Raw genomic sequence first — 25,589 nt, forward strand, 5'->3', positions numbered from 1 at the left:
GGCTTAAGCATGAGTACCAGACTCGACCATCGTCGGCAGCCCGCTGCGGCTCCCGTACGGAGAAAAAAACGCAAAGGCCAGGCCATCGGACTCGCCTACATCAGCCCGTGGCTGATCGGCTTTCTCGTCCTGACGCTGTTTCCCTTCGTCGCCTCGCTCGTCTACTCGTTTACCGATTACAACATGGTCGGCAGCTTCCATTTCGTCGGGCTGGCCAACTATGTCGAGATGTTCACGAACGATCCGACGTTCGCGCAATCGCTGAAAGTGACGCTGCTCTACGTGCTGATGGCCGTACCGGCCAAGCTGGCCATCGCGCTGCTCGTCGCCATGGCGCTGAATATCAAGATGAAGGGCATCGGTTTCTACCGGACGATCTATTATCTTCCGTCCATTCTGGGCGGCAGCATCGCCGTGTCGGTGCTGTGGCGGTTTCTGTTCATGAAGGAAGGGCTCGTCAACTCGATGCTGTCCTCCCTGTCGATCTCCCCGATCAACTGGCTCGGGGATCCGAAGCTGGCGCTGTTCACGATTTCCTTGCTGCCGGTATGGGAATTCGGTTCCTCCATGGTGCTGTTCCTCGCGGGTCTCAAGCAGGTGCCGCAAGAGCTGTACGAGGCGGCGAAGGTGGACGGGGCCGCCCGGATCCGGACGTTTTTCCACATTACGCTTCCGCTGCTGACGCCGATCGTCCTGTTTAACCTGATCATGCAGACGATCAACGCATTTCAGCAATTTACGGCCGCTTTCGTCATTACCGACGGCGGGCCGATGAAATCCACCTATTTGTACGGGCTTATGCTTTATGACAACTCGTTCCAGTTTTTCAAAATGGGGTACGCTTCCGCCCAATCGTGGATTTTGTTCGTCATCATCCTGCTGTTCACGCTCGTGCTGTTCAAGACGTCCAACCGCTGGGCGCACTATGAAGACGGAGGCGATGGCAAATGACCTTGCGCAAAATATTGACCGTCTTCGGCCTATCCGCGTTCGGGCTGCTGTTCTGCTATCCGCTGCTTTGGCTCGTCGGCGCTTCGTTCAAGCCGAATCAGGAGGTGCTGTCGACGATCGGCCTGTTTCCGTCCGAGTTCGTCTGGGACGCGTATGCCCGCGGCTGGAAAGGCGTCGGCAAAACGAGCTTCGGCACCTTTTTCGCCAATACGTTCCTGCTGGTCGTCCCGGTCGCGGCGCTGACCGCCCTGTCCAGCACGATCGTCGCCTACGGCTTCGCCCGCTTCCGCTTTCCGCTGAAGGGGTTGCTGTTCACCCTGATGATCTCGACGCTGATGCTGCCCGACGCCGTCATCATGATTCCGAGGTACATCCTGTTCAAAAATTTCCACTGGCTCAACACGTATTTGCCGTTCTACGTCCCGGCCCTGCTCGCCGCCAACGCCTTCTTCATCTTCCTGCTCGTCCAGTTCCTGCGCGGCATTCCGCGCGATTTGGACGAAGCGGCGGTCATCGACGGCTGCAACTCGTTCGGCATCCTCGTCCGGGTGCTCGCCCCGCTCATGGTGCCGGCGATCATCTCGACGTGCCTGTTCCAGTTCATCTGGACGTGGAACGAGTTTTTCAACGCCTTGATCTACATCAACAGCGTGACCAAGTTCCCGGTGTCGCTCGGCCTTCGCCTCGTCCTGGACACGGAGGGCGCCGTCAACTGGAACCAGATCATGGCGATGTCCGTCGTGACGATCATTCCTTGCGTCGTCATTTTCTTCATGGCGCAAAAATATTTCGTGGAAGGCGTCTCGACGACCGGCTTGAAGGGATGACGGCACGGCAAGAATTACTCAACGGAGTGCGGCGGCATGCGCATGGTCGGATTGACGTATGGCGGATTGAGATGAGTAGCTACGACTCAATTGGATTGTTAGCGTGCTTGCGAAGACGACTCAACTGGGTCGATAGCGTGCGCACGAAGGCGCGAGATGAGTCGTGGTTACCGGTATTTGTCAAGATAGTTGTCGCGATTCCTTAGGGAAAGTAAATGTTAAGATAGCGATTTTTTTGCAGCCGGAATAAGCGTCACTTTTTCAGGATTCAGCCAGACTTCATCTTTCAGGCTCCAGTCGCGAATGGTGCCAGACCAGCGATTAGGGTTTCTGGCTTTTGCGGCCAAATAAATCTCCTTGCGTTTCTCAAACACTTGGTGTGCTAATCCTTCATGCCGCTGGTTAGGTGTAATAAAATTCAGTCCGCTGTGTCGATGTTGTTCGTTGTACCAGCGAACAAATCGCATGACCCATTCACGCGCCTCTGACAAGGCCTTAAAGCCTTCCGTTGGATAGCCAGGACGGTACTTGCATGTGCGGAAAATCGATTCTGCGTAAGGGTTGTCGTTGCTGACGCGTGGTCGGCTTCGAGAGGGGGTAATGCCCAAACTGTACAGGGTCTCCAGCAACGTGGCCCCCTTCATCGGGCTTCCGTTATCCGAGTGAAGCACAAGCGGCTGCCGACGAATCACGCATTGCTCTCGCACGACCGTACGACGGATCAATTGACTGGCATGCTCGGCAGACTCTTCTTCCCAAATCTCCCAGCCTACAATTTTACGGCTGTACAAATCCAGGATGAGATACAGGTAGAAGAACAACCCCTTCACGGGCCCGGGCAACCAAGTGATATCCCACATCCATACTTCATTCGGGCCGCTCGCAGCGTGGCTGGTGATGGGTTTAAGGGTGCGTTTCTTGCTGCGCCCGCGATGGTGCTGCTGATTGTATTTATGCATCACCCGGTAAAAGCTGGACTCGGAGGCGATGTAGGTTCCTTCATCGGCCAGCGCCGGCACAATCTGGCTTGGCGGCAGGCTCCTGTACGGCGGCTGCTGAAGAACCTCCAGCACCTGCTGCTCTTCTGCATCGCTTAGCTTGTTAGCGGGTGTCGGCCGTTTGGCGTGAGGGCGTCCGTCTACGGTACCGCCTTGCTTGCGCCAGCGTTGCAGCGTTCGCTGAGTCAGTCCGAGCTCTCGGCAAGCAGCCGCTTCTCTTGCGCCGGCAGCAACGGCTTCTTGAATCAGTGTAAGGGCATGCTCGCGATCTGAGGCACTGATCATTCGTCCTCTTGGTCCCCCCAGATCGCTTGGGCCTTTTTTCGCAACACCAACAAGGCGGCGGCTTCGGCGAGCGCTGCTTCTTTGCGCTTTAGCTCTCGATTTAATGCCTTGTTCTCTTGCTCTTTCTCGCGGAGTTCCTTCTGAAGCCTGTTCGCTTGCGAGGCCATTCCGCCATTAGCTTGCATACACGCATCGCGCCATGCTTCCACCTGCTCAACAAACAGCCCTTTTGTCCGACAATACTCCGCCAGCTCGATTTCGCTCAAACTTGCGGTTTCGACAACGACAGCGAACTTCTCCTGCGTACTCCAACGTTCGGGCTGTACGTCATCGGCAGGCGTCATACCTTGTGCTTTTGCCGCCTTCTTCCACTTAAATAAAGTCGTCTCCGATAGACCGATTTCCTTAGCAAGCCGACTGACCGGCTCGTTGTACGGGGGCATCATACGCTGTACAATGCTTTGCTTGAATTCTTTGGTTACGGGATTCACGTTCTCCACCTCGTCCTCGTTTCTCCTCACTATATATTCAATTTGGGGGTACGACAACTATTCTGACAGAGGGGGTTACTCAAATGAGTCCGGCTGCATGCGCATGGCGGGCTGAGATGAGTAGCTACGACTCAACTGGGTCGATAGCGTGCGTACGAAGGCGCGAGATGAGTCGTGGTTACTCAAATGAGTCCGGCTGCATGCGCATGGCGGGCTGGGATGAGTCGCCACGACTCAACTGGATCGTTAGCGGACCTGCGAGGGCTGCGAAATGAGTCATGGTTACTCAAATGAGTCCGGCTGTATGCGCATGGCGGGCTGGGATGAGTTACTACGACTCAATTGGATTGTTAGCGGACCTGCGAGGGCTGCGAAATGAGTCGTGGTTACTCAAATGAGTTCGGCTGTATGCGCATGGCGGGCTGAGATGAGTAGCTACGACTCAACTGGATCGTTAGCGTGCGTGCGAAGACGGCGAGATGAGTCATGGTTACTCAAATGAGTTCGGCTGCATGCGCATGGCGGGCTGGGATGAGTTACTACGACTTAACTGGATCGTTAGCGGACCTGCGAGGGCTGCGAAATGAGTCGTGGTTACTCAAATGAGTTCGGCTGTATGCGCATCGCGGGCTGAGATGAGTCGCCACGACTTAACTGGGTCGATAGCGGACCTGCGAGGGCTGCGAAATGAGTCATGGTTACTCAAATGAGTCCGGCTGTATGCGCATGGCGGGCTGGGATGAGTTACTACGACTCAATTGGATTGTTAGCGGACCTGCGAGGGCTGCGAAATGAGTCGTGGTTACTCAAATGAGTTCGGCTGTATGCGCATGGCGGGCTGAGATGAGTAGCTACGACTCAACTGGATCGTTAGCGTGCGTGCGAAGACGGCGAGATGAGTCATGGTTACTCAAATGAGTTCGGCTGCATGCGCATGGCGGGCTGGGATGAGTTACTACGACTTAACTGGATCGTTAGCGGACCTGCGAGGGCTGCGAAATGAGTCGTGGTTACTCAAATGAGTCCGGCTGCATGCGCATGGCGGGCTGAGATGAGTCGCCACGACTCAACTGGATCTTTAGCGGACCTGCGAGGGCTGCGAAATGAGTCGTGGTTACTCAAATGAGTCCGGCTGCATGCGCATGGCGGGCTGAGATGAGTCGCCACGACTCAACTGGGTCGATAGCGTGCGTACGAAGGCGCGAGATGAGTCGTGGTTACTCAAATGAGTCCGGCTGCATGCGCATGGCGGGCTGAGATGAGTCGCCACGACTCAACTGGATCGTTAGCGGACCTGCGAGGGCTGCGAAATGAGTCATCGTTACCCGGTCAGCGTGCGTGCGAAGGCGGGGGAGCACGAACCCGGAGGAGCTCTCGGCGAAGCTTCGTTGGATTTTGTCCAATCAAACCGGCTTTTTCGCGGAACTCGCCGGCTCCGTTGGATTTTGTCCAATCTAGCGGGGCCTTTTCGAGGATTCCGCCCGATTTCGTCGTTTCTCATTGGATAAAATCCACTCCAGACCGAGGTTTCCCCGTTTTTCGTTTCGCCCATTGGACAAAATCCAACGTAAGTTCCACGCTGCTTCGCTATATATCTAGAATGGGTAAGCAACAATCAAACAAAGGAGGCCAAAACCATGCAACCGTCCGCCAACCCGAACGCAAAAGCCGCGGAACGGCCGAACGTCATCGTGTTTTTCACCGACCAGCAGCGCTGGGACACGACCGGCGTTCACGGCAATCCGCTCGGCCTGACGCCGAATTTTGACCGGATGGCCCGGGAGGGCACCCATCTGGAGTACGCCTTCACCTGCCAGCCGGTGTGCGCGCCGGCCCGTTCCAGCCTGCAAACCGGCCTGTACGCGACCGAAACCGGCTGCTATCGCAACGGTATTCCGCTTCGGGAGGAGCTGCCGACGCTCGCGGATTATTATAATGAGGCGGGCTACGATACCGGGTACATCGGCAAGTGGCACCTGGCCGTCACCCGCGACCGGCCGGTGCCGCCCAACCTGCGGGGACGCTACCGCTACTGGCTCGCGGCGGATTCGCTGGAGCATACTTCGGACGCCTACGACACGACGGTGTACGACAACGACGGCCGCCCCGTGAAGCTGCCGGGCTATCGGGTCGACGCGCTGACGGACGCCGCCATCCGGTACGTCGCGGCTCCGCGCGACAATCCGTTTTTTCTGTTTCTGTCGTTTCTGGAGCCGCACCATCAGAACCATCGCGACGATTACCCCGCTCCGGACGTCTACCGGGACGCCTACACGTCCCGTTGGACGCCGCCCGATCTGGCCGCGCTGACGGGAACGGCGCCGCAGCATCTCGGCGGCTACTACGGCATGGTCAAGCGGCTGGACGAAGCGCTCGGCCGGATCATGGACGCGCTGCGCAGCCTTGGCCTCAAGCGGAACACCATCGTGCTGTTCGCCTCCGACCACGGCTCCCACTTCAAAACGCGCAACGGCGAATACAAGCGCTCGTGCCACGAGAGCTCGATCCGCATTCCTTGCGCGATCGGCGGTCCCGGCTTCGACGGCGGCGGGCGGATCGACCGCCTCGTCAGCCTCGTCGATCTGGTGCCGACGCTGCTCGAAGCGTCCGGCATCGAGGTGCCGGAACGGATGCAGGGCAAGTCGATCGTCCCGCTCGTTCGCAGGCAGCCGTCGGATTGGAACGACGAAGTGTTCGTGCAGATCAGCGAATCGCAGGTCGGCCGGGCCATCCGCACGAAGCGCTGGAAATACGCCGTGCACGCGCCGGACCGCGATCCGATTCGCGATTCGCACTCCCTGCGGTACGAGGAGCAGTTCCTGTACGACCTCGCGGCCGACCCGTACGAGCTGACCAATCTGGCCGGCTTCCGCTCCCACCGGGAAATCGCCGACCGGCTGCGCGAGCGGCTGATCCGCCGCATCGTCGAGGCCGGCGAACCGGAGCCGGTCATCGCGGAGGCTCCCCCGGTCGAGCCGGGCCAGCGCTACTTGCGGGAAGGCGAGGAGCTTTGGAGCTGACGGCAAAACGCGGCGGGAGACAGCAACCGGACCAGCCGAACTAGCTGAACCAGCCGGACCGTTCGGCTGGCGGGATGTTCCTTGGGGTCGACGGCGCCCGTTTCTCGCTTCGCCGCGCTCCCCCAGCCGAGACCCGGAAAATGCCGCATCGGCCGTCCGAACCGACAAACGCCTCCCTAACGAGAAGGAATCGCCGGCCCTTAGCGGCAATAGAAAAAGCCCGCCGATCGCGCGAAGCCCGCACCCCCGGACCGGGGATGCGGGCTTCGTATTTTTGCGATCCGATGGGCTATCGTAAGCCGCCGCCTCGCTAAGCTAAGCCAAGCTAAGCGCTCAGCACGGGCGCGCCGCCCTGCTGCAGCTGGTACATCGCGTAATATTTGCCCCCGTGCTGCATCAGCGTCTCGTGGTTGCCGCGCTCCACGATTTCGCCGCGGTCGAGCACGAGAATCTGGTCCGCCTGGCGGATCGTCGACAGCCGGTGCGCGATGACGAACGTCGTCCGCCCCTGCTTCAGCACGTCGAGCGCCTGCTGGATGATCGCCTCCGTCTCGGTGTCGATGCTGGCCGTCGCCTCGTCCAGGATCAAAATCGCCGGATCGTAAGCGAGCGCCCGCGCGAACGAAATGAGCTGCCGCTGACCGGCGGACAGTGTGCTGCCCTTCTCCAGCACCGGCTCGTCGATGCCGCCGGGCAGGTTCATGAACATGTCGTACGCGCCGACATCCTTGAGCGCCTGCACCACCTTGTCCCGGGTGATGGCCGGATTGTCAAGGCTGACGTTCGAAGCGATCGTCCCGGTGAACAGGTACGGGTCCTGCAGCACGATGCCCATATGCTGGCGCAGCAGCTGCTTCGGAATGTCCCGGACGTCGGTTCCGTCCACCTTGATGCTGCCCTTCTCGATGTCGTAGAAGCGGAACAGCAGGTTCAGGATCGAGCTCTTGCCCGAGCCGGTATGCCCGACCAGCGCCACCGTTTCCCCCTGGCGCGCTTCGAACGAAATGTTTTTCAGCACGTAATCGTCGTTCTTGTAGGCAAACGTAACGTCTTCGAAACGCACCTCGCCCTTGTAGCGCGGAAGCGCGCCCGTCGCCACGTCCGTGCCCGGTTCGTCGAGCAGCCGAAACACCCGCTCCGCCGACACCCGGGCCGTCTCCAGGTTCGCCAGTTGGTTCACGATGCCGACGATCGGCTGGAACATCCGGTTCATGTAATCGATAAAAGCGTACAATACGCCGACCGTCACGATCGAGCCGAGCCAGTCGCCCCAGAACAGCCAGATGACGACGATGAACAGCGCGTTCCGCACGACGTTCACCAGGTTGTGCGAAGTCAGCGAGTTCAGGTTGAGCAGCTTGTTTTGATATTTGTAAAATTCCTTGTTGTGCTCCTCGAATTCCTCCATCGTCCGCTTGCTCCGGCGGAACGCCTGGATGATCGGCATGCCGAGGATCGACTCGTTGATCATGGCGTTGATGTCGCTCAGCTTGTTGCGAATCACCTCGTTGTACCGGCCGGCGAATTTGCGGTACACGACGATCCAGACGGCCAGAATCGGCACGATCGGAAGCGCGAGCGCGGCGAGCCACGGCTCAAGCATGAACAGCGCCCCGAAGATGGCGACCATATAGACCGCCCCGGCAAAAAAGTTCGTCAACACCGCGACGAACAGCTCGCGCACCGCCTCCGTGTCGTTCGTGATGCGGGAAACGACTTTGCCCGCCGGCAAGTTGTCGAAATACTGCACCGGCAGCCGCTGCGTATGCGCGAACACGTCCTCCCGCATCCGCTGCACGATCCGGTTGGCCGACTTCTGCAGCAGCAGCCGCTGGAAGTAGGTAAACACCGCGGCGACCGCCAGCAGCCCCAGGTAGGCGGCCGCCAGCGTAAGCAGTCCCGGCAGCTCCGGCTTGTAAAACCGGTACAGCTCCTCCGACGTCAGCGGGGTAACCGGATAGACGGCCGCGGTCCCGTCTTCGGCGGTTACGGTAAGCGTTCCGTCCGTCACCGAGCGCTTGCCGTCGAACGCCAAATCGCCGCGCAGGAAGTAATTTTTCCCTTCCATCTGCAGCACCCGGGCGACTTCGCCTTTCGTTTCGTCCCCGGAAAAATGATCCTCTCGCTTGTAGCGCACGCCTTCGTACTCGACGCCGTACCGGCTTTCGGACGCTTCGACGTGCCACTTCTTTTCGATGCCCATAATATTGTTGTCGATCATCCGCTGCGCGATGAGCGGCCCGAGCAGCTCGACGCATACCGCGATGAGCATGAACCCGAGCGCCGCAAAAATCGGCTTCTTATACAGCATGGCATAGCGGAACAACCGTTTGCCCGTACTTCCCACGTTCGCACCTTCCTTCGTTCGTGACGCCCTGGCGGCGTCGGCTTGCGGGACTCCCCGCTTCTCCTCCGGTTTGCCGGCCTGCCCGTTCTCCGTCAGATCGCTGCCCGCTCTTCCATGCGCCTTCCGGCGCCGGCTTTACGAAGCCTCGACGTACGCCTCCAGCTGCTGCCGGTCGTATTGCTCCCGGTACCAGCCTCCTCGCTGCAGCAGCTCCTCGTGCGTGCCGCTTTCCACGATCCGGCCCTCGTCGAGCACGACGATCAGCTCGGCGTGCTGAACCGCCGACAGCCGGTGCGTCGCGATCAGCGTCGTCTTGCCCGCGCGTTCCGTCCGGATGCCGTCGATGATCTCGGCCTCGGTCTTCGCGTCGACCGCCGACAGCGCGTCGTCCAGAATCAAAATTTCCGGATTCGCGATCAGAGCCCGCGCGATGCTGACCCGCTGCTTCTGCCCGCCGGACAGCGCGACGCCCTTCTCCCCGACCAGCGTCTCCAGGCCGTCCGGGAGGAACGCGATATCCTTCGCGAACGAAGCCCGCTCCAGCGCCCGCCGAAGGTCCTCCTCCGTCGCCCGTTCCGCCCCGAACAATATATTTTCGCGAATCGTCCGCGAGAACAAAATCGGCTGCTGCGGCACGTATCCGATCCAGCCGATCAGCCGGTCGATTTCCAGCTTGCCCAGCGGCACGCCGGACACCGAGATTTCGCCGCTCCCGAGCGGATATTCGCGCAGCAGCTGCTTGAGCAGCGTCGTTTTGCCGCTTCCGGTGCGTCCGACGATGCCGAGCGTCTGTCCCGGCTTCAGCGTGAACGACACGTTCGCGAGATTGTCCGTCACCGAGCTCGGATACCGGAAGGTGACGTTGTCGAACGCGATCTCGCCCGGCTTTTCCATCGCGACGAGCTCGTCCCCGTCCTCCACGTCCGGCCGATAGCCGAGGGTTTCGGATACCCGGTCGAGCGACGCGTTGCCCCGCTGCATGATGTTGATCAGCTCGCCGATCGCGAACATCGGCCAGATGAGCATGCCGAGAAACACGTTGAACGATACGAGCTCGCCGAGCGTGATCTCGTTGCGGAACACCAGGTAGCCGCCGTAGCAAAGGCCGATCAAATAGCTCATGTTGACCAAAATCTTGTTCGTCGGCTCGAACAGCGCGTCGATCTTCGCGACGGCGATGTTCTTCGCCAGCACTTCCGACGTTTTCGCGTGAAACCGGCCGCGGTCCGCTTCCTCCTGCACGTACGCCCGCACGACCCGAACGCCGGACACCGATTCGAGCACCTGGTCGTTCAGCTCGCCGAACGCGTCCTGCGATTTCATGAAACGCTCGTGGATGCGCTTGCCGAACGTCTGCATGAGCAGCGCGAGCAGCGGCAGCGGCAGCAGCGCCGCCAGCGTCAGCTCCCAGCTGATCAGCACCGCCATCATGAACAGCACCGTCAGCATGAACAACGTCGAATCGATCAGCGTCAGAATGCCGAAGCCCGCCGTATTCGAAATCGCCCACAAGTCGTTCGTCGAGCGGGCCATCAAATCGCCCGTCCGGTTGCGCTCGTAAAAGGTCGGCGTCATTTTGAGAAAATGGCGCATGAGCCTTCTGCGCAGCAGCAGCTCCAGCAGAAACGCCCCGCCGAACAGCTGCCGCATCCACACGTACGTAATCGCGTAGCTGCCGACCGTGATGCCGATCAGAATGAGCAGCGTTTGAACGAATTCCTCCCGGGTAAGCGTTCCTTGGTGAATGCCGTCGATGACCGTCCCCATCATTCGGGGAGGCAGCACGTCGATGACGCCGACGATGGCCAGCAGCACGACCGCCACCGAATACCTGCGCCAGTGCAGACGGAAAAACCATCCGAGCTTTCGCAATACCGTAAACATTTCCTTTTTCCCGCCTCGCTTTCTTGCTTGTTGGCCCAAGTCGATTCCAAATAAAAAACGTACCGCTCGCAAGCGATACGCCCTGCCGCGAAATCCCGAACAAACGTTCGATTTCAGCGGCGCAAAAAGGGCGCACGATTACGAGAACGTAACCATGCGCCCGATCTTCTGTCGTTAATCGTGCGCTATCGGATTACGTTCGGCGACATACCGACGGCAAACATGGGGTAACCGTTATCGACACGCATCGAACGCACTCCTTTCTGAAAGTGAAATCTATTTGTCACTTTACCATCCCATGGAAGGACTGTCAATCGGTTTTTTCAATCGGCAATATGCTTTTTTTCGCTTCGCCCGCTTCGAACCCTTTCCGTTCCGCCGCCTTCTTCGCCCCCGGCAGCGGGCAAAGCGCAAGCCCGGAAACGCGCTCCGGGCTTGCTCGAGAGACGATTAAGTTTTACCGGAGCGGTTAGCCAGACCGACGATCATGACCACAAGCGCAAGCAACTGGATGAGAAGTTCGGAGCTCATTCCATTCCCTCCAAATCGGCGGAATGCTCCTTCGCCGGCTTCTCCTCTCCCGCCGGATCGACGTTTCGTCTCCCGCTACCATATCTATGCGCGCGTCCGCGGCAATATGAGAACGGATGGACGGCTCAAACGCCTGCCGCCTTCAGCTTGCCGTCGAGAAACCGTTTGGCGCGCGGAAAGTCATGACCGGAAAAGCTTCAACCGCTCGTACCCGTTAAGGGTCAAAAGCGCCACCCAGGTGGACAAAACCGCCAGCAGCAAATGCATCGCGATGCCCAACAGGCTCGACCAAGCGAATCCGTCCGCGGCGGCCAGCGTCCACCAGAACAACGGCGGCAGCTGCCCCGCGATCAGCAGCAGCGCGGCCAGCAGCCCGAATCCGAGCGTGGCGAGTTTGAAGGGCCGGGATTGGGAAAGATTCAACAGAAAGGAGGCGGCAAAAAGGACGATGCCCCCGAAGACGGCGTACGTTGCCCATAATTCGCTCTGGCCTTCCACCCATTCGGGACCGAGGCCGATGGCCGGGACGGCAATGCGGAAGCCGGACGACGGAATGTACAAAACGCCCATGACGACGGACATGACGGCGGCCGCTCGGATTAACGCCGCGTTGCTGAATTTGGTTAACACCATCGGGGACACCCCTTCAACCTTTGTTATACATTTGACGATCCCCGATGACCGATTGTTTCGCGTTTCAGGCTGCCAATAGTCGCCAAATGCCCCTCGGCGAGCACACGTACAATTCGCCTTTCGCGTCGATGCCGAACGACATCACGTTCAGTCCGGATTCGAGCAGCAGCCGATTGTCGGCGCTCCCGTCCTCGCGCTGCCGCAGCGCCCATATTTTGCCCGAACCGTAGTCGCCGTAAACGTACCAGCCCTCCAGGCCGGCGAGCTGGCCGCCGCGGTAAACATAGCCGCCCGTCACCGAAATGCCCTCGTCGCGGCCGTACTCCCAGACCGGGTCGATCAGCCCGTCGCTCTCGCAGCCCTCGGCCGGCTCGAAGCAGGCGGTGCCCTCCTTGACGTTCCAGCCGTAGTTGCCGCCCTTTTCGATCCGATCGATCTCCTCGATCTCGTTCTGTCCGACGTCGGCCGCCCACAACCGGCCCGTAGCCGGATCGAAGCTGAACCGCCACGGGTTGCGCAGCCCGTAGGCGTAAATTTCCGGCGCGCCGCCGCCGCTCGCGAACGGATTGTCCCCGGGAATCGCGTAGGCTTTGTTCCCGTCCGTCCGGTCCACGTCGATGCGCAAAATTTTCCCGAGCAGCGCGTTTACGTTTTGCCCGTTTCCATGCGGATCGCCGCCGCTTCCCCCGTCGCCTGTCGCGATGTACAAATAGCCGTCCGGGCCGAAGGCGAGCTGGCCGCCGTTATGGTTCGAATACGGCTGCTCGAACGTCAGCAGCACGCGTTCGCTTGCCGGATCGGCTTTGCCCGCCGCGGGGTCGGCCTCGTACCGGGCGATGACCGTATGGGTTGCGGTCGTGTAATTGACGTAAAAGTAACCGTTCGTTGCGAACCGAGGGTGAAAAGCGAGACCGAGCAAGCCTTGTTCCATGCCCTCGTCATGCACGCGGTCTCGAATGTCCAGCAAAAGGACCGGCTCTTTCCCGGGATCGGCCGGATCGACGGCCGAGATCGTTCCCGGCTGATCGACGACGTAGATGACCTCCGGATTCCCGGGCGCGACCTCGATTCCGACCGGGGACTCAAACACGCCTTCGCCGATCAGCGGCTCCAGCTTGACTTCCGGCAGCTCGGCCTCGTTTCCGCCGCCGCTCGCGGACGGGTCAGCCGCGCCTGTCGCCGTTTCGCCGGCCGGCTCGCTCTCTCCCGCATCCGTTTCGCCGGACGGTTCGGCCGCCCCTGCGTCCGATTCCGCCTGCGCCGGGACTTCCGTCTCGTTCCCCGTCGACCCGGCGCTCCACGGGAGCCAATCGCACCCCGCGCACAGAACGATCAGTATCGCTATCGCCGCTATTCGTCCGATTTTTTTCATCCTTCTACCCCCTTGTTGTAGGCCTGATTCATGCCCGATAAGCTCCGGTCGACCATTGCTCCATGCCTTTACGCGGCGCGAGACTATCGCTGCCAGGCAGAGCTGTGACGGACTCGTTGCCACGTTGTACAGTATTTGACATGAGCGACCCGTTTCCTGCCGAAGGACGGCCGCATGCGGGGACGGGTTAAGATGAGTCGCCATGACTCAACCGGATCGTCAGCGGGCATGCGGGGGCGGCAAAATGAGTCATTTTTACTCAACTGCGTGCGGCCATATGCGTTTGGAGGGTCGAGATGAGTCGCCACGACTCATCTGGATCGACAGCGGACATGAGAAGGCGGTGAAATGAGTCGTTTTTACTCAAAAAACCCCCGATCCCGCGGGATCGGAGGTTCTCCTTGTGTCTTCTTCGTTTGCGCCCGACATCTTGGCCGGTTCAGGCTTGCGCCCGACTGCCGGCCGACTCAGACGACCAGCACGATCGCCGGTTCCTCGCACCAATCGCAGCTCTTGGGCGGATCCCAATCGGAAAACTTCGTCGTTTTCAGATCGACCAAATCCGGCGCATCCTCATACTCGTCGACGAATTTGTCGATCGCAAGCTCGACGTGCTCCTTGCAAACACAATACATTCCGTTAGTCCTTCCTACTCGGTGTCTTCGTCTTTTTCGATCAGCTTCACGGCGATCTCCATCTTCTCGCTTCCGCGATAGAACGTTACCGTCAGCGTTTCCCCGATTTTCTTGCGGTTATACAGATGCTTCCGAAGCTCCATCGTGCTGCCGACGCTCGCGCCGTCCAGCTTGACGATGACGTCGTTGAGCATGAGACCCGCATCCTTCGCCGGACCGACCGCTTCCAGCACGACGACGCCTTCCTTCACGCTGTCCGGAATGCCCAGCATCTCCTCGGGCGATTCCTCTTCGCTCGTCTCCGGCGATTCGCTTTCGTCCTCTTCGAACAGAAAGTCCTCCGTCGCGTTGTAATCGAGAAAAGCGGACAAATCCATCGAGTAAACGCCCAAATACGGGCGAAGCACCTTGCCGCGCTCCTCCAGCTCCTTCACGACCGGCATGACGTCATGGATCGGCAGCGCGAACCCGATGCCCTCGATGCCCATGTCCGCAACCTTCATGCTGTTGATGCCGATCAGCTCTCCATCCAGATTGACGAGCGCGCCTCCGCTGTTGCCGGGATTGATCGGCGCGGAAATTTGGATGACTTCTTCTTCCCAGTCGTAAATGCCGTCCTGATTGAGCGAAACCGGGATGATCCGGTTCAGGTTCGATACGATGCCGTCCGTCAGCGAGTCGTTGAACCCGAGCGGGTTGCCGATCGCGATGACCGTCTCGCCTTCGCGAAGACGCGTGGAATCGCCGATTTCCGCGACGGTGTCGATGCCTTTGCCGTCCACTTCAAGCACCGCCAAATCGGCAATCGAATCCTTGCCGACGATGGTCGCTTCCTTCTGCTCTCCGTTCAGCAGCGCGACTTGCACGTGCGCGGCGTTCTGAATGACGTGAGCGTTCGTAATAATTCGCGCTTTGCCGCCCTTTTTCTCGAAAATGACCCCCGAACCGAGGCTGGCGTTCGTCAGCGAATCGTCGCCTTCGTCCCCGGATCCCGGCTCCTCCGCCCGGTTGACGATGCTGACGACGGCGGGCCGGACTTTGGCCGAGGCGGTGATGATCCGCTCCGAGGTCTCGATCACCGGCTGCCCGGTGACGACGGCGGGACGACTCTCCGAACCTCCCGGCCGAACGATGAAGGTAAACAAGAGAGCGACGGCAAGCGAACTGACTAAAGAAGATATGATAGCCACCCGAAACATCGAGGCTTGCGAGCGGCCGCCGTTTCCGAACGAACCCGGCCACTCGCGCCGTCCGCCTCTGCTTCTTCGTTTTACTCGGGTCGAAAAAAAATCGTCGTCAAAAAAGCTCATGCGCTGCACCTGCTTTCAGGGAGTCCCGCTCCCGATGCCGTAAGCCGGAATTCGCCGCAAACGAGCGATTCCGCGAATCCATGAACGGCTTCCAAATGCGCCGAAAATGACTGGTTTGTCTAAAATACTAATTGAATTCGGCAAGCGAAGCAAGAGTCCCCGAACCCGCATTCGGTATGTAAAGATAGGAAACGGAACCAATTTTCCCGAATTCCGCTTCAAGCCTTCACCAGATCCCACGGCGTCGGACGATCCGCGTACGTTTCGCAAAGCGCGAATTCATGTTTTTGATAAAAATAACCGTTGTCTTCGAGCACCGTATTGACGGTCAGTTTGGCCAAATCCATCATGTTGTGCTCCTGGCTCAAATGGGCCAGATACACCCTGCGCAAATCTCCCGAATCCAGCAGCCGGCAAAGCGCTTCGCCCGCCGCCTCGTTCGACAGATGGCCGCTGTCCCCGAGAATCCGGCGCTTGATGTTCCACGGATAACGCCCCATCCGCAGCATGTTGATGTCGTGATTCGCTTCCAGCACGAGCACGTCGGACTGCTTCAGCTGCTCCATCACCTTGTCGCTGACGTAGCCGAGGTCCGTCGCCAGGCTCAGCTTGCGGCCGCCCGCGCGGAAGCAGTAGCCGACCGGCTCCGCCGCGTCGTGCGAGATGGCGTACGATTCGATGCGCAAGTCGTAGATTTCCATTGCGGTCCCCGTCGGCAGTATATGCCGCTGCTCGTCGGGTAATTCGCCTATGCTTTTGTGCATCGCGGTCCATGTTTTCTCGTTCGCGTACACCGGCAAATTGAACTTGCGCGCCATCGCCCCGAGTCCCTTGATATGATCGGAATGCTCGTGCGTGACGAAGATGGCGTCCAGATCCGCTCCGGACACCTCGCGCTCCTTCATGAGCTCTTCCACTTTGCGGGCGCTCAGGCCCACGTCGACGAGCACGGTCGCCGCGTCGGAGGACACGACGGTCGCGTTGCCGGTGGATCCGCTGCACAATACGCTGAATTGCAATCCCATGATGAAAAATCCTTTCCTCTCCCAGTCCCGCGGGTTCCTTGCGCGCCGGCGGCGCGGGATGCCGGCCGCATCGGCCGCGCGCCCTTTCGGGCGCGAACCGAAACTCCTCGATCCTTACCGAAACGTCTATTCTGCATCCGTATCGCCGCCGAAATGCTCCTTCGCCGTCCGGGGACGCCGGCCGTCGATGCGGCTACCCGGCTTCGGAGGAAGCCTCCTCCATCTCCCCGCCGGCGGCGGCGTTATCGGATTTGTTCGTGACGACTTCGCTGCTAATGGCATGTACATAGTAAACTTCGCCGTCTTCCAGCAAAACCCTCCAAGAAGGCGCGGCAACCTGGGTCTCCGAATCGAAAATAATTTGGCCGTGGTAGCCGAGCTGGACTTCCTTGATGTTCGACCCGGCCGGCAAATAGTTTTCGATCAGGTTTTTGACCACTTTGGCGGCCGGCAGCACCTTCTGGGCGGCGCCGCCTTCCGACGGCAAAATCGAAATGACGTCCTGCGTGTAGCCGTTGATTTTTTGATTGCTGTAGTAAAGCTCCAGCCAAACGTCGAAAATCGGCCACCCGCCCTCCGTCCGGTTCAGCACGAAAACGCCTTCCCGGCTTGCCCAGTTGTCGAAGCGGTATTTGGCAAGGTCGGGGATGACGCCCCCCAGCTCCTGCCGCAGCTCCTGCTCCGCGAACACGATGCGCGAATCCTTCGGGGGTTCGATCGCCTTCACGCGGCCGCTGCCCTCCTGCTCCAGCTTGTAGGTGATTTCCTGCATCGCCGGCGTTTCGGTCGGAATTTGCGCTTCCACTTTAATCGATTTTTCCTGCATGACCTGCTGCGTCTCGGGAGGCAGCGACGTCCAGTCGACGGCCGTATCGAGCCGCTCCTGCAAATTCAGCCACAGCTGATACCCGAGCAACGCGTTCAGCAGCAAAAAAGCGAAGATGAGCACGCTTTTCGTTCGGCCCCAGTCCATGATCGCCCCTCCTTTGACTCCTGTTCGTTCGCCAAGCGCGCCGGCCGTCAGCCGATCGTGCGAACTTCGCCCGTCGTCAGGCGATCGTGCGAACTTCGCCCGTCGTCAGGCGAATCGCCCATACCGGCGTCAGCGTCAGCGAATTTTCGCCGAGCTCCGGCCGATAAGCCGGATAGACCGCTTCGACGATGCCGCCGTCCGCCGCTTCGCGAATCCGCTTCTTGAGCGGGTCTCCCGCCTGCAGCTTGCGCTGCTCCGTCTTCGCGGGCTCCGGGTCGAGCATGATGAGCGACCGCTCGTACGAGGAGACGACGCCCTGCTGAATGCTGAGCTGCATGTAGCCGAACCGGAATCCGTCGTGCGAGACGATCGGCAATCCGTTCATGTATTGCTGAAACCATACGACGTCCGTTCCGGCGGTCGCCTCCGTGCGCTCGAGCCGATGCGTGCCGTTCCAGCCGCCGTGCTGGTTCACGAACTGCACGGCGCTGGCGATGTTGTCGGTCAGCTTGTTTTCGCTGTCGGTCGGAGCCACCGGATCGGTGTACGTCAGCCAGCCGCCCTCCTGCTCCACCTTCAGCCCCCGCTTGCCGTCGGTATAAATTTCCGTTCCGTCCTGCCGGTCCTGGATGGTCCGGGTCGTGGTCGGATCGAGGAACAGGTTGCGCTGCATCTGTTCCGGCGTAAGCCGGCTGTAGGTCGCCTGGACGGCCGGGTAGCTCTTTTCCTGCATCGGGACGTAATAGCCGTCCCAATATTCATAGGGCGTCCAATACTCCCCGAAGCCGGTGTACTGCTGAACGTCCTGCACGGTCAGATCGGCCCGCAGCGACTCGTACACGCTGACGCCGTCCGCGCTGAAGAAAAACGTGCGAACCTCTTCCCTGTCGTCGCGCGAGAAAATCCAGATCCGGGTGACGGAGTCGCCCGAGAACAGAAAGTCGGAATCGACCTTGAACACCCGCTGCACCAGTTCGAACGGAATCGGCCGGCCGAAGCGAACCTCGACGCCCCGGTATTCCCTGCGCACCTCGTCCCAGTCGACCGATTGGATCGAGTCGCGCTGAAACCCGGTGAATTCGCGGCTTTGCAGCTTCGTCAGCACCATATCGTAAAACGTATCCTGCGGGTAAAAAATCGTATGCCGGTCTTCCCCCATGTGCAGGATGAGCTGCTCGGGAAACAGCAGATTTTCCACCTTTTCCTCCGGTCCGAGCGGCTCCATTTTCACGTAATCCTGTTCGATGCCGACCTGCGTCTCCATGCCGGGCGTGCTGTACATCAGAAAGTAGCTCTGCACGAGGCTAAGCGCGACAAGCAGCGCCAGCAGCACGGTCTTCGCGCCTTCGATCATGGCCGCTCACTTCCTTCCTGCGCCGCCGGCACGGTGACCGTTACCTTCGTTCCGACGCCGGCCTCGGATTCCAGATGAATATGGCCTCCGTGGGCGCGGACGATTTCCCGGGCAATGGACAGCCCGAGCCCGGTACCGCCCATGCTGCGGGAACGGGCCTTGTCTACCCGGTAAAACCGTTCGAAGATGCGCTCGATGTCTTTTTTCGGGATGCCGATGCCCGTATCCTGAACGGCGATTTCCAATTGCCCGTTCTCGCCCAGCCGCGCCGCCAGAAGCACCCTGCCGCCGTCCAGCGTGTACTTGATCGCATTGGACACCAGGTTGTCGAGCACCTGGTCGATGCCGTCGCGGTCCAGCCATACTTGCGGCAGGTTCGCTTCGACCTGCACCCCGGCGGTAATCGCCTTCTGCCTGAGCTGCAGCGAAAACCGGTCGACGACGTCTTCCATGATCTCCTCCACGTCGACCATCTGCCGCCAGAGCTGCGACTGCTTCGAATCGAAGCGCGACAGGTGCAGCAGATCCGTCACAAGCCGGATCATCCGCTCCGTTTCGCTGCGGATGACGCCCACGAAACGCTCGGCGAGCGGCGGCTCGCTCAGCGCCCCGTCGTTCAGCGCTTCGGCGTAGCTCTTGATCGTCGTGAGCGGCGTCCTTAGCTCGTGCGACACGTTGGCGACGAATTCCCGGCGGGATTGCTCCAGCTTCTCCGACTCCGTGGCGTCGTGAAGCACCGCGATGGCGCCGACGACCCCTTTGTCGCGGCGGCGGATCGGCGTCAGCGTCACGCGGAACAGCAGCGCCTCCTCGCCATCCTCCCCCGCCCGCTCGATCAGCAGGGTAAACTCCTTGCCCTGCAGCGTCTCCGCGATCGACTCCTTGTCGATGTTCAGGCACTCCGACATCGTCATGCCCTCGATCCGCTCCAGACCGAGCATGCCCCGCGCCCGGCGGTTGGCCACGATGACGCGGCCGAGCTCGTCGGAAGCGAGCACGCCGTCGCTCATATTCGCCAGGATGGAGGAGAGCTTCTCCTTCTCCTCCTCGTTGAGCGACAGCGCTTCGCTGAGCCGGTCGGTCATTTCGTTGAACGCCGTGCTGAGCTGGCCCAGCTCGTCGTTGCCGAACACCGGCACCCGCTCGTCGAAGTTGCCCTCCGCCACCGCGGACGCCTGCCGCGTCAGCGCCTTGATCGGCTGGGTGATCGTGCCGGCCAGCAAAATCCCCAAAATCGCGGTCAATCCGAGCGCGAGCAGCATGCCCGTCACGAAAATCCGGTTCACCCGGTCGATCGTGTCGTACATCTCCTTCATCGAGGCGACGATGTACACCGCGCCGACGATTTTGCCGTTGCTGATGACGGGCTTCGCGATGACCTTTTTGCGGACGTTGTCCTCGTCGATGATCTCCTCGGAGTTGTCGCTGATCCCTTGCAGCGCACGGCTGACGAGCAGCGACGTGTTCTTGCGCCCGACATACGACTGGTGCGACTGCATCGACGTCGCGAGCACGCGGCCGCTGGCATCCAGCACCTGGGTTTCCGCCCCGTTGATGTTGAACAGGTTGCTGACCAGCTGGTTCAGCTCGGCGCTCGTTTCCTCCGCCGGATTGCCGGTATCGCCCTGACGCTCCACGAGCGCGCCTTCCGCCAGCACGGTCAGCAGCCGCGCCTGCGAATTGATGCCGTTCGTGAACGACTCGATGAGCGAGCTTTTCATCGTGCTTATAAAATAAACCCCGATCAGCTGCACCGCGATCAGGATCAGAAGCAGTACCATAATGATGAACTTCACCTGAATGGTACGGAAAGGGCGGAACAGATTCATCATCCGTAACCGCCCGTCATTTTCGGATTGCGCATTAAGTAGCCCAGGCCGCGCCGGGTCAAAATGATTTCCGGCCGTCCCGGATCGTCCTCGATCTTCTCGCGCAGCCGCCGGATCGTCACATCGACCGTGCGGACGTCGCCGAAATATTCGAAGCCCCATACCGCCTGCAGCAAATGCTCGCGGGTCATCACCTTGCCGCTGTTGCGGGCAAGATAATGCACGAGCTCGAACTCCCGATGCGTCAGATCGAGCGGCTGCCCGTTCTTGTACACGACGTACATATCCGTGTCGATGAACAGGTTGAACAGCTTGAGTCCCTGCCGCTCGTTCTCCGCCGCCGCCTCCCCTTCCGGGCGCGCCGGCCCTTCCTTGCGCTGGCGGCGCAGATGCGCCTTCACCCGCGCGAGCAGCTCCCTCGTCCCGAAGGGCTTGGTCACGTAATCGTCGGCGCCGAGCTCCAGCCCGAGCACCTTGTCGATTTCCGTGTCCTTGGCCGTCAGCATGATGATCGGAACGGACAGCTTGCTGCGCACCTCGCGGCACACGTCCATGCCGTCCTTCACCGGCAGCATGAGGTCGAGCAAGATCAAATCGGGCCCGGTCTCGAACGCGAGACGAACGGCCTCCTCGCCGTCGAACGCGCAGACGACCTCATAGCCCTCTTTTTCCAGGTTGAATTTCAAAATATCCGCAATCGGCCGCTCGTCGTCGACCACCAGTATTTTACCCGGCATATACGTTAACGCCTCCTCGTCTCCCGGAAGCTGCATTGTCCCTTCTATATTACCATACCTGGGCGCTCTCTCCCAACGAATCGCCGGCGCCAGCGATTGGAAATGATTCGGAGCCGTCGGCCATCGCGGGTCGGCTCCGTTACGGTCGTTCTGCTTCGGGCGTCTTCTTGCGATCGCGCCGCTTCTCTCATCTTAAAAACGGATCAACTGCTTCTCGTGAACATGGGCCTGTTCGCGATTATACGCGATTATTAGAGAGGTTGCAGCATGGCGGGATTTGACGGACTCCTAGGCAGACGGGCCCGAGTTTGGGCAGAGCTTCAGTGGATTTTGTCCAACCGAAATCGGCTTTTTCGCGCAATCCGTTAGCTTCAGTGGATTTTGTCCAATCTGGCGAGGCCTTTTCGGAGATTCGTCTCTCATTCCCGGTTTCTCGTTGTATAAAATCCACTATAGACGGAGGGTTTCACCGTTTTCCCTTCTGTAGATTGGATAAAATCCAACGAAGGCTCCCTCCGCCCGGGCCCGTCCCCGTTTCCGCTGTCCGCAAGCCGTGCCGCTCGCAGCCCCGGCGCGCAAAGGTGAGCTTCGCAGGGCATGACGAGCAAAGGCGGAACTTCATGGCGCCTGGCGCGCGGAGGCCGCGGCTGCGCAATGACCAAATCACGCTCGCGCCCATATGCGGCGCAAACGCGAAGCAAAAAACCGTCCCCCTGAATCGGCAGTCGCCGAGGAGGACGGCTATCCCTCTTCCCCGGTTCGGCATTTGCCGAGGGGGACGTCTATCCTTTTCCCCGAACCGGCACCTGACGGCCAGGGAAAGCTTTTTTTCTACCCTCTATCCTTCCCCTTAAGGCTTGACGACCAGCGTCGGCGCAACGCGATATTGCGTGGCCCGCTCGTAGTCGAATGCCATGCCGAGCAGGTCGGCTTCGCTCCACAGCTTGCCGAGAAACGCGAGGGAGAACGGGGCGCCGCTGTCGTAGTAACCTGCCGGCACCGTGATCAAAGGAACGCCTAGAATGTTGATTTCCGGAACGGTCGTGTCGTAAATCCGTTCCTCTCCGTCCAGCAGCGGCGTCTCCTCGTACATTTGCGGGAAAACGAGCGCGTCCAGATCGTTGTTGTCCATGACGTCGTTGAAAATGCGAAGCAGCTTCGTGCGGGCCGCCGCATACGTCGACAGGTCCGGAATTTCGTCCGGATTTTCCAGAGCTTCCTTATATCTCTCGAACAGCGAGGGCGTTTCGCCCGTTTTTGCGATCAGCTCCGTTACCGATTGAATCGGCGAGTCCGGGCCGAGGCGCTCCAAATATTGTTCCATGTCGTATATCAGCGATTCGAGACCGAGCGATCCGACCTCTTTCGCGTATGCGGCGAACTCCGAACCGGCAAAAGGATCGGTGACGACGACCGCGCCCTGGCTTTCCAATTCCTTGACGGCGCGATCGTACAGCGCCTGCGTCTCCTTCGACATTTCCTGGTCGAGCCAGCCCGGCCCGTAAAGGCCGATCCGCTTGTTCTTCAGCGCCAGCGTGCTGAGCTTGGACGTATAGCCGTTGCGGGGAATGTTGCCAATCGAGGCGACCGTCTTCGGATCTTCCGCCGAATAGCCCGCAATGACGTCAAGCATGAGCGCGGCGTCCCGCACCGTTCGCGCATGCGGCCCGATGACGTCTCTCGTGCTTCCGCCCAGCGGCACGACGCCCGCGTTCGGAACGAGGCCGAACGTCGGCTTAATGCCGACGAGCGCCTGCGCCGCCGCCGGATTTTGAATCGAGCCGCCGGTTTCCTCCGCGATGCCCAGCACCGCGAAATTCCCCGAGACGGCCATCGCGGTTCCGGAGCTGCTCGCCCCGGGAACGAGCTTGCGGTCGACGGCGTTGTACGTGTCGCCCGCCCAGCTCGTGCTCGCGCGAGTACCGTCGGCGCTGAACGCCGGAATGTTCGTTTTGCCGAGAATGATCGCCCCGGCCGCCTTCAGCCTGGCGACGACGGGCGCGTCTTTTTCGGGGATGATTTCGATTCCTCCCGACTCCTTGCTGAGCGGCGCCCATCCGAACGTCGAAGGGAAGCCGGCGACGTCGACCGCTTCCTTAATGACGATCGGCACGCCCGCCAGCGGCCCCAGCTCCTCGCCGGCCGCCCGGCGCCGGTCGATTTCGCGCGCTTCCGCCAAAGCCTCCGGATTCATCATCGTAAAAGCGTTATAGTTCGGTTCATAGATTTCGATGCGATCGAGGTACGACTGTACGACTTCCTCCGCCGTATATGCCCCTTCTTCGTACCCTTGCTGCAAATCTTTTACCGTTATTTCTTCATAGGAAAAGCTTTCGGCCGCAGATACGGTCAGGCCGCTCATCAAAAGACCCGTCAATAGCGACATGAAAACAACACGCTTGAAAAAAAGACTTCGCAAATTCACTTGGTCGTCCTCCCAAAGAGTAGTTTCATCGTCCGCTTCGTTCTTGTTGTCGGCATGCGTTTTCCGTTCCCGATCCACGGCATTTACGTTAACATACATAACACTGCTTTTCGTTATAAATCGCATATCCTCCTTTATAAAATAGGAATTATATCCATATTTTGCAGATACACTTGCATGGTACGCCCTATACATGTCAGATGTCAATCTATTTTTCTCTTTCTTCCGACCATATTGTCAAATTACTTAACATTTCCTAGGGTGAATTTCGACAAGGGGGTACCTAGCCCCGGCGGGTCGTCCGACCGAAGTTCGGGGAGGCCGTTTTATTCGACAAAAAAACCGACCCGCCCGGCATCGAAAGGCGCCAAACGGATCGGTCTTCTCTCTGTATCTGTTTATCTTTTCTATTATAAATAACTCGTAGGATTGCGAATGACGCCGTTCAAATGAATTTCGAAATGCAGATGAGTGCCGGTGGAGCGTCCTGTATTTCCCATGACGCCGATGGAATCGCCTTTCGAGACGACCTGGCCTTCCTTGACGCTGAAGCTTTTCAGGTGGCCGTAAAGCGTTTTGAAGCCGTTGTTGTGATTGATGATGATCGTGTTGCCGTAGCCGCTCTTCGTGCCGACGAATTCGATCGTGCCGTTGTCGGCGGCCATGATCGTCTTGCTGCCGGTCAGGTCGATGCCTTTGTGCGTGCGGCCCCAGCGCTTGCCGTAATAGCTTGAAATTTTCGCGTTCGATACCGGCCAGGCGAACGTTCCGGTGCCTTCGCTCGGAATGACTTTCGTTCCTTTTAAAATGACGGTCGAAACGGCGGGCACCAGCACTTCGCTGGACACCAACTCTTCTTCGATAGCCACTCCGTTCTGCTTGACCAATTTGTAGGTGACTTTCCGCTTGCCGTTCGTGCCTTCCCGCACCGTCTTCGATTGGCCGAGCTTCAGCTCGTCCGTCTTGCGGATTTCGACCGGCGGATCGATCACTTCGATTTCCGTCACCTGTTCTTGCGTTTGGACGTTCAGCACCGGTTGAATTTGGGTAAGGTTAAGTACGTCCCCGACATCGATTCGATCGTCTTCGATCCAGGTGTTGTTGGCGTAAATGAGAGATTCCGAAACGCCCTGCTTCTGCGCGATGCAGCCGATGCAATCTCCCTCCTGAACGGTGTAGGTAACCGTTTCGGGATTGCCGGTCGTCAGCAGCTGGTAAAGCTCTTCGGGATCGTCGATGTCGGCCTTATACAGATCGACCGGGATCGTGTTCACTTGCTCCAAAAATTGAATCGACTCGACGATGCGCTCTTCTCCGGGCGTCGCATTCGCCGAAGCGGCGGTATCCGCAGCGGCGGTCGCGCCGGCGCTGTAAGAAAGCGCCTGAACGTTCGATTTGACCTGGGCCGAGGCGGGAACGAACTTTTCCTTGACTCGCGCCAGAATGGCGTCCGCCGTGGCCTTGTCCTTGACGATGCCGACCTCTTTGCCGTTGATCATCAGCTTGACGCCCGTAGGATGCGTCTTCAGGCCCGCAGCCACGAGCTCGAGCGTCGACTCGTCGTCGGGCGTTTTCTTGTAGGCGGTTTCAGGCTCGAAACTCACCTGGTCATCGTACAGCTTGTAGACGACGTCGCCTTCGGCGGCGGCGAGCTCCTTCGCCTTTTCGTCGAGTAAATCCTGAACCAGCTTCGTATCGCTTATATCTCCGATCGGCTCTCCGTTTAATAGAACTTGATAATAGGAGACCGAGTTCGCCTTCACATATTGGATCGAGCCGACGAAAACGCCCGAAACCGCGATAAGCGCGGCCGCCGTGGCGAGAATCGGTTTCTTGTAATGTTGCCAAAAACTTGCGGACTCGAGATCCCGGATGCGTTGTCTAATGGAAGACCGCACGTTCCGGATCGGGCCCGCTTTCTTAAAAACGGCCATGATTTTCTCCTTTTCGCTTCCATTCGGT

The 25,589-nt window shown here is 59.5% G+C and carries 18 protein-coding genes; 3 read left to right on the top strand and 15 right to left on the bottom strand.

The features are described from left to right. Positions 1-9 precede the first annotated feature (9 nt). Both JW799_RS07370 and JW799_RS07375 read left to right on the top strand, forming a co-directional pair. Complete coding sequence (locus JW799_RS07370) at positions 10-951, top strand: carbohydrate ABC transporter permease (protein WP_205429287.1); 942 nt, start codon at positions 10-12, stop codon at positions 949-951. Further along, positions 948-1,778: a carbohydrate ABC transporter permease gene (locus JW799_RS07375; protein WP_080832356.1), complete on the top strand. Its 831-nt coding sequence runs from the start codon at positions 948-950 to the stop codon at positions 1,776-1,778. The genes JW799_RS07370 and JW799_RS07375 overlap by 4 nt, the downstream gene beginning before the upstream one ends. A gap of 218 nt (positions 1,779-1,996) precedes the next feature. Here the strand turns inward: JW799_RS07375 and JW799_RS07380 are convergent, their stop codons facing one another. Both JW799_RS07380 and JW799_RS29540 read right to left on the bottom strand, forming a co-directional pair. Then, entirely contained in the window at positions 1,997-3,166 is a 1,170-nt protein-coding gene (locus JW799_RS07380; RefSeq protein WP_338026346.1) for an IS3 family transposase, read from the bottom strand. Continuing rightward, positions 3,058-3,561, bottom strand: a complete 504-nt coding sequence (locus tag JW799_RS29540; RefSeq protein WP_139787343.1) for a transposase — start codon at positions 3,559-3,561, stop codon at positions 3,058-3,060. Before JW799_RS29540 ends, JW799_RS07380 begins: the two co-directional genes overlap by 109 nt. 1,628 nt (positions 3,562-5,189) lie before the next feature. Between JW799_RS29540 and JW799_RS07385 the strand changes: the two genes are divergently transcribed. Continuing rightward, positions 5,190-6,572 (top strand): sulfatase family protein, encoded by a 1,383-nt coding sequence (locus tag JW799_RS07385; protein WP_205429289.1) that lies wholly within the window; start codon positions 5,190-5,192, stop codon positions 6,570-6,572. Between the two features lie 325 nt (positions 6,573-6,897). Here the strand turns inward: JW799_RS07385 and JW799_RS07390 are convergent, their stop codons facing one another. The 13 genes from JW799_RS07390 to JW799_RS07450 all read right to left on the bottom strand — a co-directional run bounded on the left by JW799_RS07390 (position 6,898) and on the right by JW799_RS07450 (position 25,561). After that, positions 6,898-8,919 carry an ABC transporter ATP-binding protein gene (locus JW799_RS07390; protein ID WP_338026236.1) on the bottom strand — a complete coding sequence of 674 codons (2,022 nt, stop codon included), beginning with the start codon at positions 8,917-8,919 and terminating at the stop codon, positions 6,898-6,900. 135 nt (positions 8,920-9,054) lie between these two features. Beyond that, positions 9,055-10,803, bottom strand: coding sequence for an ABC transporter ATP-binding protein (locus tag JW799_RS07395; protein WP_205429291.1), 1,749 nt, complete (start codon positions 10,801-10,803; stop codon positions 9,055-9,057). 711 nt (positions 10,804-11,514) lie between these two features. Next, positions 11,515-11,967 carry a hypothetical protein gene (locus JW799_RS07400; protein WP_080832353.1) on the bottom strand — a complete coding sequence of 151 codons (453 nt, stop codon included), beginning with the start codon at positions 11,965-11,967 and terminating at the stop codon, positions 11,515-11,517. Between the two features lie 64 nt (positions 11,968-12,031). After that, entirely contained in the window at positions 12,032-13,339 is a 1,308-nt protein-coding gene (locus tag JW799_RS07405; RefSeq protein ID WP_205429293.1) for a PQQ-dependent sugar dehydrogenase, read from the bottom strand. A 467-nt stretch (positions 13,340-13,806) separates the two neighbouring features. Continuing rightward, positions 13,807-13,974, bottom strand: a complete 168-nt coding sequence (locus JW799_RS07410) for a CxxH/CxxC protein (RefSeq protein WP_080832351.1) — start codon at positions 13,972-13,974, stop codon at positions 13,807-13,809. 14 nt (positions 13,975-13,988) lie between these two features. Further along, on the bottom strand, positions 13,989-15,284 hold the full coding sequence (locus JW799_RS07415; RefSeq protein WP_080832350.1) for a S1C family serine protease: 1,296 nt from the start codon (positions 15,282-15,284) through the stop codon (positions 13,989-13,991). Positions 15,285-15,502: 218 nt separating this feature from the next. Then, a complete protein-coding gene (locus JW799_RS07420; RefSeq protein ID WP_080832349.1) occupies positions 15,503-16,309 on the bottom strand; it encodes an MBL fold metallo-hydrolase in 807 nt (268 codons plus the stop codon). Positions 16,310-16,502: 193 nt separating this feature from the next. Further along, entirely contained in the window at positions 16,503-17,282 is a 780-nt protein-coding gene (gene yycI, locus JW799_RS07425) for a two-component system regulatory protein YycI (protein ID WP_080832348.1), read from the bottom strand. A gap of 76 nt (positions 17,283-17,358) precedes the next feature. Next, positions 17,359-18,636, bottom strand: coding sequence for a YycH family regulatory protein (locus JW799_RS07430; protein WP_080832347.1), 1,278 nt, complete (start codon positions 18,634-18,636; stop codon positions 17,359-17,361). Further along, a complete protein-coding gene (walK, locus tag JW799_RS07435) occupies positions 18,633-20,465 on the bottom strand; it encodes a cell wall metabolism sensor histidine kinase WalK (RefSeq protein ID WP_080832346.1) in 1,833 nt (610 codons plus the stop codon). Before walK ends, JW799_RS07430 begins: the two co-directional genes overlap by 4 nt. Then, positions 20,465-21,202 carry a response regulator YycF gene (yycF, locus tag JW799_RS07440; protein WP_080832465.1) on the bottom strand — a complete coding sequence of 246 codons (738 nt, stop codon included), beginning with the start codon at positions 21,200-21,202 and terminating at the stop codon, positions 20,465-20,467. Before yycF ends, walK begins: the two co-directional genes overlap by 1 nt. A gap of 850 nt (positions 21,203-22,052) precedes the next feature. Next, entirely contained in the window at positions 22,053-23,627 is a 1,575-nt protein-coding gene (locus JW799_RS07445; protein WP_338026237.1) for an amidase, read from the bottom strand. Between the two features lie 410 nt (positions 23,628-24,037). Beyond that, positions 24,038-25,561 (bottom strand): M23 family metallopeptidase, encoded by a 1,524-nt coding sequence (locus tag JW799_RS07450; protein WP_205429297.1) that lies wholly within the window; start codon positions 25,559-25,561, stop codon positions 24,038-24,040. Positions 25,562-25,589: the final 28 nt, after the last annotated feature.

This window comes from Cohnella algarum (assembly GCF_016937515.1).
Taxonomy (GTDB): Bacteria; Bacillota; Bacilli; order Paenibacillales; family Paenibacillaceae; genus Cohnella; species Cohnella algarum.